This window comes from Agrobacterium sp. M50-1 (assembly GCF_049843495.1).
Lineage (GTDB): Bacteria > Pseudomonadota > Alphaproteobacteria > Rhizobiales > Rhizobiaceae > Agrobacterium > Agrobacterium radiobacter.
In genome coordinates this window covers 285,632-291,876 of sequence record NZ_JBBHZH010000007.1, presented here as the reverse complement: position 1 = coordinate 291,876, position 6,245 = coordinate 285,632, and the positions used below count along the sequence as shown (strand labels likewise).

Annotated in this window: 4 protein-coding genes; all 4 read right to left on the bottom strand. The window is 60.0% G+C overall.

Features of this window, described 5'->3' with window-relative positions; all coding sequences use genetic code 11:
- Positions 1 to 251 precede the first annotated feature (251 nt).
- The 4 genes from WDZ78_RS18210 to WDZ78_RS18195 all read right to left on the bottom strand — a co-directional run bounded on the left by WDZ78_RS18210 (position 252) and on the right by WDZ78_RS18195 (position 6,032).
- Positions 252 to 1,565, bottom strand: a complete 1,314-nt coding sequence (locus WDZ78_RS18210) for an ABC transporter substrate-binding protein (RefSeq protein ID WP_425673815.1) — start codon at positions 1,563 to 1,565, stop codon at positions 252 to 254.
- A gap of 144 nt (positions 1,566 to 1,709) precedes the next feature.
- Positions 1,710 to 2,663: a sugar-binding transcriptional regulator gene (locus tag WDZ78_RS18205; RefSeq protein ID WP_003510491.1), complete on the bottom strand. Its 954-nt coding sequence runs from the start codon at positions 2,661 to 2,663 to the stop codon at positions 1,710 to 1,712.
- 306 nt (positions 2,664 to 2,969) lie between these two features.
- Entirely contained in the window at positions 2,970 to 4,820 is a 1,851-nt protein-coding gene (locus tag WDZ78_RS18200; RefSeq protein ID WP_425673814.1) for an ABC transporter ATP-binding protein, read from the bottom strand.
- A gap of 48 nt (positions 4,821 to 4,868) precedes the next feature.
- Positions 4,869 to 6,032 carry a M20 aminoacylase family protein gene (locus WDZ78_RS18195; protein WP_026363649.1) on the bottom strand — a complete coding sequence of 388 codons (1,164 nt, stop codon included), beginning with the start codon at positions 6,030 to 6,032 and terminating at the stop codon, positions 4,869 to 4,871.
- Between the last annotated feature and the right edge of the window lie 213 nt (positions 6,033 to 6,245).

The following is a 6,245-nucleotide window of genomic DNA, read 5'->3' as shown; positions in this document are numbered from 1 at the left end:
AAGGCACGATCATCCACACCAGAAGCAGCAGCACCGATGGCGCAAGCATCACCCGCGCAAGACCGCTCGTGTTTCGGGTTGCCATTACACTCACCTCCCCTTGGGCCCGGGCATCATGAGATGCGCCCGGCATATCCGGAAGAACCGGCTCATTCTTGTTTTGATTTGAAAGGCATCAAAGCCGCATCGCGGCTTCCGGCCCGGAGAGTTCGCTGCCCGGCATTGGCGCCGGGCAGCGATCTTCGGGAGGATTACTTGATGTAACCGGCGCGGGTCATTTCACGCGTTGCTGTCGACTGGGCGCCCGCAAGCGCATCATCGACGCTGGACTGACCGGCAACGACCGCCGAGAACAGCTGACCAACCGTGGTGCCGAGCGCCTGGAATTCAGGGATCGCCACGAACTGGCCACCGGTGTAAGGCACGGGCTTTACAGTCGGCTTGGTGATATCGGCGGCATCCATCGCGGCAAGCGTCGGCTTTGCGAAGGCGGCTGCCTTTTCATAATCGGCGTTCTTGTAAAGCGAGGTGCGGGTGCCCGGAGGCACGTTTGCCCAGCCTTCCTTGGAAGCGACAAGCGTGGTGTAGTCCTTGCTGGTTGCCCAGGCGATGAACTTTTCGGCGGCCTCCGCCTTCTGCGAGCTCTTCGGGATGGCGAGGTTCCACGACCACAGCCAGTTACCGTGGTTCTTCAGCTCACCATGCGTCGGGAACAGCGCGTAACCGACCTTGTCGGCAACCGTCGAGTCCTTCGGGTTGGACACGAAGGAAGCGGCCACCGTGGCGTCGATCCACATGCCGCATTTGCCCTGCTGGAACAGCGTCAGGTTTTCGTTGAAGCCGTTGGAGGACGCGCCCGACGGTCCGGCATCCTTCATCAGATCGACGTAGAATTGCAGCGCGCTCTTCCATTCCGGCTGATCGAACTGCGGCTTCCAGTTCTCGTCGAACCAGCGGCCGCCGAAGGAGTTGGTGAGCGCGCTGATGAAGGCCATGTTTTCGCCCCAGCCGGCCTTGCCGCGCAGGCACATGCCGTTGATATCGGCCTTGCGGTCGGTAATCTTGCGGGCGGCGTCACCGATGAATTCCCAGGCCGGGTTTTCGGGCATCTTCAGACCGGCTTTTTCGAACAGGTCCTTGCGATACATGATCATGGCGGATTCGCCGTAGAAGGGCGCTGCATAAAGCTTGCCTTCGGCGGAGAGACCACCACGAATTGCCGGCAGAATGTCGTCCACGTCGTATTTGTCGCCGAGCTTTTCGAGCGGCAGCAACCAGCCCTGCTTGGCCCAGATCGGCACTTCATAGTTGCCGATGGTCATGATGTCGTACTGACCGCCATTGGTGGCGATATCGGTCGTCACGCGCTCGCGCAGGACGTTTTCCTCAAGCGTGACCCATTCGACCTTGATGTCGGGGTTCTTTGCCGTGAAGTCGGAAGTCAGCCCCTGCATGCGGATCATGTCGCCATTGTTGACGGTGGCGATGGTCAGCGTCTCGGCGGAAGCAAGGGTCGTAAAGGCGAGTGCCGAGCATGCGCCCAGCAAAATGGTCTTCAATGTCATATCTTCCTCCCAGAAGAAAAATGATGAGCATTCGCTTTGCTCTGGGGCATTTACTCACCCGCAGAGCAAAAATGTCAAGCAACATCCTGTGCTGCGACGCACATGGAAAAACCAAGCCATTGATTTTATGTGATTAATTTTTGCTCAATGCGTGAGCAAATATTCACTTGTCGCTTCGTCGGTGATGAGACCGTTCAACAGACCACCTCTCAGCGCTGCCAGAATCGAGGCGTTCTTGCGCGCGCCCTGCGCCATGCCGATGACCGTGCAGGTCTCTCTGGACGGGATGGGAACGGAGGCGACACGCTCGTTGACGGAATGCTCGAGAATGCGGCCATTGGCATCATACATCCAGCCGCAAATCTCACCGACGGCACCGCTTGCCATCAAGGCCTTCATCTCATCGACACCGAGGAAACCATCAACGCAGAGCGGCGCGTTTTCACCGAGTTCACCGACGCCAACGAAGGTGACGTTGGCGGCAGCGCCGAGCGCCAGCGTGGAGCGGACCATGGATTGATCGTGCAGCAGCTCGCGCTCTTCCGCCGACGAACAAAGAACCGGTAGAGGCATAGGGAAATGCCGCGCCTTGATGGCGTCGGCCATGCTGAAGATGACGTTGTAATAGGCGGCCGATCCATCCGGGCCGATATTGCCTGTCAGTGACACGATGCGGTGCTGCGGGCACTCCATCGGCGGCAACTGGTCCACCGCCGCCTTCAGCGTGCGGCCGGTGCCGATGGCGAGCACGATGGGATCGGCGTTTTTCAGCCAGCGCTCGATCTCGGCCGCTCCGGCCTCGGCGATGCCCACCGTGGAGGAGACGCCGGCGGGATCGCTCGGCACCACCTCGATATATTTAAGGTGGAATTTTTCCTTAAGGCGCTCGGCCTTTTCGAGGCAGGCGGCGATAGGATGGTCGAGCCGGACCTTGATCAACCGCTCGGCGACGGCCAGCGACACCAGCCGCTGCGCCGACTGCCTTGAAATGCCCATGGCGGCGGCGATCTCATCCTGTGTGCGGCCGGCGACATAATAAAGCCAGCCGGCGCGTGCCGCATCGTCCAGCCGTCCATGTGCGTCGTTTCGTCTGGCCATGCCGCCGCCCTTTTCGAATTATGCTCGCGCATTTGCTGGCATTTTTTCTGGCTGCCTGTCAAACGGGAGGATGCGAAAGGAACCGCTCGACGAGCGTAAAATCATCTGGCGCGGCGATGCGGCATGTTTCTTCTCCCCACCGGGGAGAAGGTGGCCCGAAGGGTCGGATGAGGGGGCAACGTCAGCGATGGATCGCACCCTTGCCCCCTCATCCCGCTGCCGCGACCTTCTCCCCGGCGGGGAGAAGAAACAAGCGGTAACCGCCCGGTCCCTTACCAGCGTCAGCCCTAAGCCAGCACGGCTCGATCAAGCCGCTTCCTGCACCAGATGCCCTGCCGAGACCTCGCGGTAATGGCGCTGAGGCGGCACATAATCCACCGGCCGGATCGGGCTCTTGATCTCGTCCGTCGCCATGTTGCGCCTGATCTGCCGCCGCGCCGGGTCCGGCACCGGAACGGCCGACATCAGTTTTTTCGTATAGGGGTGCTGCGGATTGTCGAAGACCGCCGCGCGCGGGCCGATTTCGACGATCTCGCCGAGATACATCACCGCCACCCGGTGGCTGACGCGTTCCACCACCGCCATATCGTGAGAGATGAACAGAAAAGCGAGATTGAGGCTCTGCTGAAGGTCGAGCAGCAGGTTGCAGACCTGCGCCTTGATCGAAACGTCAAGCGCCGAAACGGCCTCATCGGCGACGATGACCTTGGGATCGAGCATCAGCGAGCGGGCAATCGCGATGCGCTGGCGCTGGCCGCCGGAAAATTCATGCGGGAAGCGCCGCATCATATCGGGGCTGAGACCCACTTTTTCCAGAAGATCGGCCGCCTTTTCCCGCGCCTGCTGCTTGGCGCCGAGACGATGTTCAACGAAGGGCTCCATGATCGCCGTGCCGATGCTCATGCGCGGATCGAGACTGGCGAAGGGGTCCTGGAAGATCATCTGCACGCTGCGGCGCATGGTGCGCAACGTTGTCTTGTCGAGTTTCAGCACCTCGTAACCGTCAAGCGTGACATTGCCGGAGGTCGGCTCGATCAGCCGGGTGATCGAGCGCCCGGTGGTGGACTTGCCGCAGCCGCTCTCGCCGACCAGCGACAGCGTTTCGCCTTCAGCGAGATCAAACGAGACCTTCTCCACCGCATGCACGGCGCCGGATTTACGGCCAAGAAGACCGGAGCGGATATCGAAGCGGGTCGTCAGATCCCTGACCGAGAGAATGGGCGTCTTGCCGCCGGAAACTGTATCCTTCACCTCGACCACAGGCTGGCTCTCGCCGGTCTTGATATCGATGATCGGGAAACGCGCCGGCAGCACCCTTTCCTTCATCGAGCCGAGCTTCGGCACCGCCGAAAGCAAGGCACGCGTATAGGGGTGATGGCCGCGATGGAAGATGTCGTCGGTGGTGCCGGTTTCCACCACATCGCCGCGGAACATGACGATGGTGCGGTCAGCCACTTCCGCCACCACGCCCATATCATGGGTGATGAACAGGACCGACATGCCCTCCTCTTCCTGCAATTGCTTGATGAGGTCGAGAATCTGGCCCTGAATGGTCACATCGAGCGCCGTCGTCGGTTCGTCGGCGATCAGGAGCTTCGGTTTGGAGGCCAGCGCCATGGCGATCATAACGCGCTGGCGCATGCCGCCGGAAAACTGGTGCGGATAATCATCGAAACGGTTCTTCGCATTGGGAATGCGGACCTTTTCCAGAAGGCGTATGACCTCGGCCTTGGCGGCGGAGGAGGAAATGTCCTGATGCACGGTGAGCGCCTCGGCGATCTGCTTGCCGATCGGGAAGATCGGGTTGAGGCTGGTCATCGGCTCCTGGAAAATCATCGAGATATCCTTGCCGCGAACCTTGCGCATCTCCTCTTCCGGAAGGGCCAGCAGGTCGCGCCCGCCAAGCATGACCTTGCCCTCGATGCGGCTCGTTTTTTTATCAAGAAGCCGCATGATGGAGAGCGAGGTCACGCTCTTGCCCGAACCGCTCTCGCCGACGATCGCCACCGTCTCGCGAGGGGCGATTTCGAAACTCATGTTGCGCACCACGGATTTCCAGCCGTCATCGACGCGGAAGGAGGTGGTGAGATTCTGAACCGAGAGAACCGGGCTTACCGAACCGCCGGTCTGTTCCATGGATGTTGCCGCCAAAAGCATGCCGATCTCCTGAAAAGCAGAAGGCGGCCATGAAGGCCGCCGGGTGTCTTATGCAGCAAGTGCGGTTTCGGCCATCGAAACCCAGTAGCTGATGCCGTAAGGCAGGGCTTCGTCGTTGAAATCATAGGCCGCATTGTGCAGCCCGGCCGTGTCGCCGTTGCCGATGAAGATGAAGGCGCCGGGGCGGGCTTCCAGCATGTAGGAGAAATCTTCCGCACCCATATGCGGGTTGGGATTGGTGTTGACGGCGTTCGCGCCGGCAATGCCCATGGCCACACCGGTCGCAAATTCGGTTTCGTCACTGTGGTTGAAGGTGACGGGATATCCGCGATGATATTTCACCTCCACGCTGGCGCCATGCGCCATTGCCGTGGCGGTGGCCACTTCCTTCAGCCGCTTTTCGGCAAAATCGCGGGTTTCCGGCAGCAGGGTCCTCACTGTGCCCGTCAGCGTCACCGAACCCGGAATGACATTGACCGCCGTGCCGCCATGGGTGGTGGCGACGGTGACGACCAGCGATTTCAACGGGTCCGTCTCGCGCGAGACGATGGATTGCAGCGCGATGATGATATGCGCCGAGGTCAGCACCGGATCGATGGAAAGATGCGGCGCGGCCGCATGGCTGCCCTTGCCGGTGATGACAATCTCGAAACTATCCGCCGCCGCCATGGTGGAACCCTTGCGGATGGCGAATTGGCCGACCGGAATGCCCGGCTCGTTATGCATGCCATAGACCTGCGAAATGCCGAATTTCTCCATCATGCCGTCGTTCAGCATGGCGAGCGCGCCTGCCCCGCCCTCTTCCGCCGGCTGGAAGATGACCGCGACGGAGCCTTTGAAATTGCGGGTCTCGGCCAGATATTGCGCCGCACCCAGAAGCATGGCGGTATGCCCGTCATGGCCGCAGGAATGGGCCTTGCCGGGCGTCTTCGAGGCCCAGGGTTTGCCGCTGGTCTCAAGGATCGGCAGCGCGTCCATGTCGGAGCGGAAACCGATGGTCGGGCCATCCCCATGCCGCCCCTTGATGATGCCGACCACGCCGGTCTTGCCGATGCCGGTCTCGACCACATCGCAGCCGAAGGACTTCAGTTTTTCGGCAACGAATTTCGATGTTTCGAAGACATCATAGAGCAGTTCCGGGTGCTCATGCAGATGGCGTCTCCAGCCGGCAACGTCTTCCTGCATTTCAGCCACACGGTTCAATATCGGCATTCTCTTTATTCCCTTTTTTGTTCCCCGCCGGGTTGTCGGAAAACATATTGCGTTTGGAATTTCTCCTTTTGCAAGTGTGAAATTTGCTGAATGAACGAAAAATAGGCCAGAAGGCGAATGGCTCAAATTTTGTTCATCAATAAGACTTTGGGGCTTGCTTTTCAAAAAAACTGACAATAGCATCATCTGGATCGCATGGATATTACTTAGTAA

What these genes read in the sequence shown, in the direction of transcription:
- WDZ78_RS18210 (WP_425673815.1), bottom strand. Translation starts at nt 1,565, where the DNA reads ATGACATTGAAGACCATTTTGCTGGGCGCATGCTCGGCACTCGCCTTT.
- WDZ78_RS18205 (WP_003510491.1), bottom strand. Translation starts at nt 2,663, where the DNA reads ATGGCCAGACGAAACGACGCACATGGACGGCTGGACGATGCGGCACGC.
- WDZ78_RS18200 (WP_425673814.1), bottom strand. Translation starts at nt 4,820, where the DNA reads ATGCTTTTGGCGGCAACATCCATGGAACAGACCGGCGGTTCGGTAAGC.
- WDZ78_RS18195 (WP_026363649.1), bottom strand. Translation starts at nt 6,032, where the DNA reads ATGCCGATATTGAACCGTGTGGCTGAAATGCAGGAAGACGTTGCCGGC.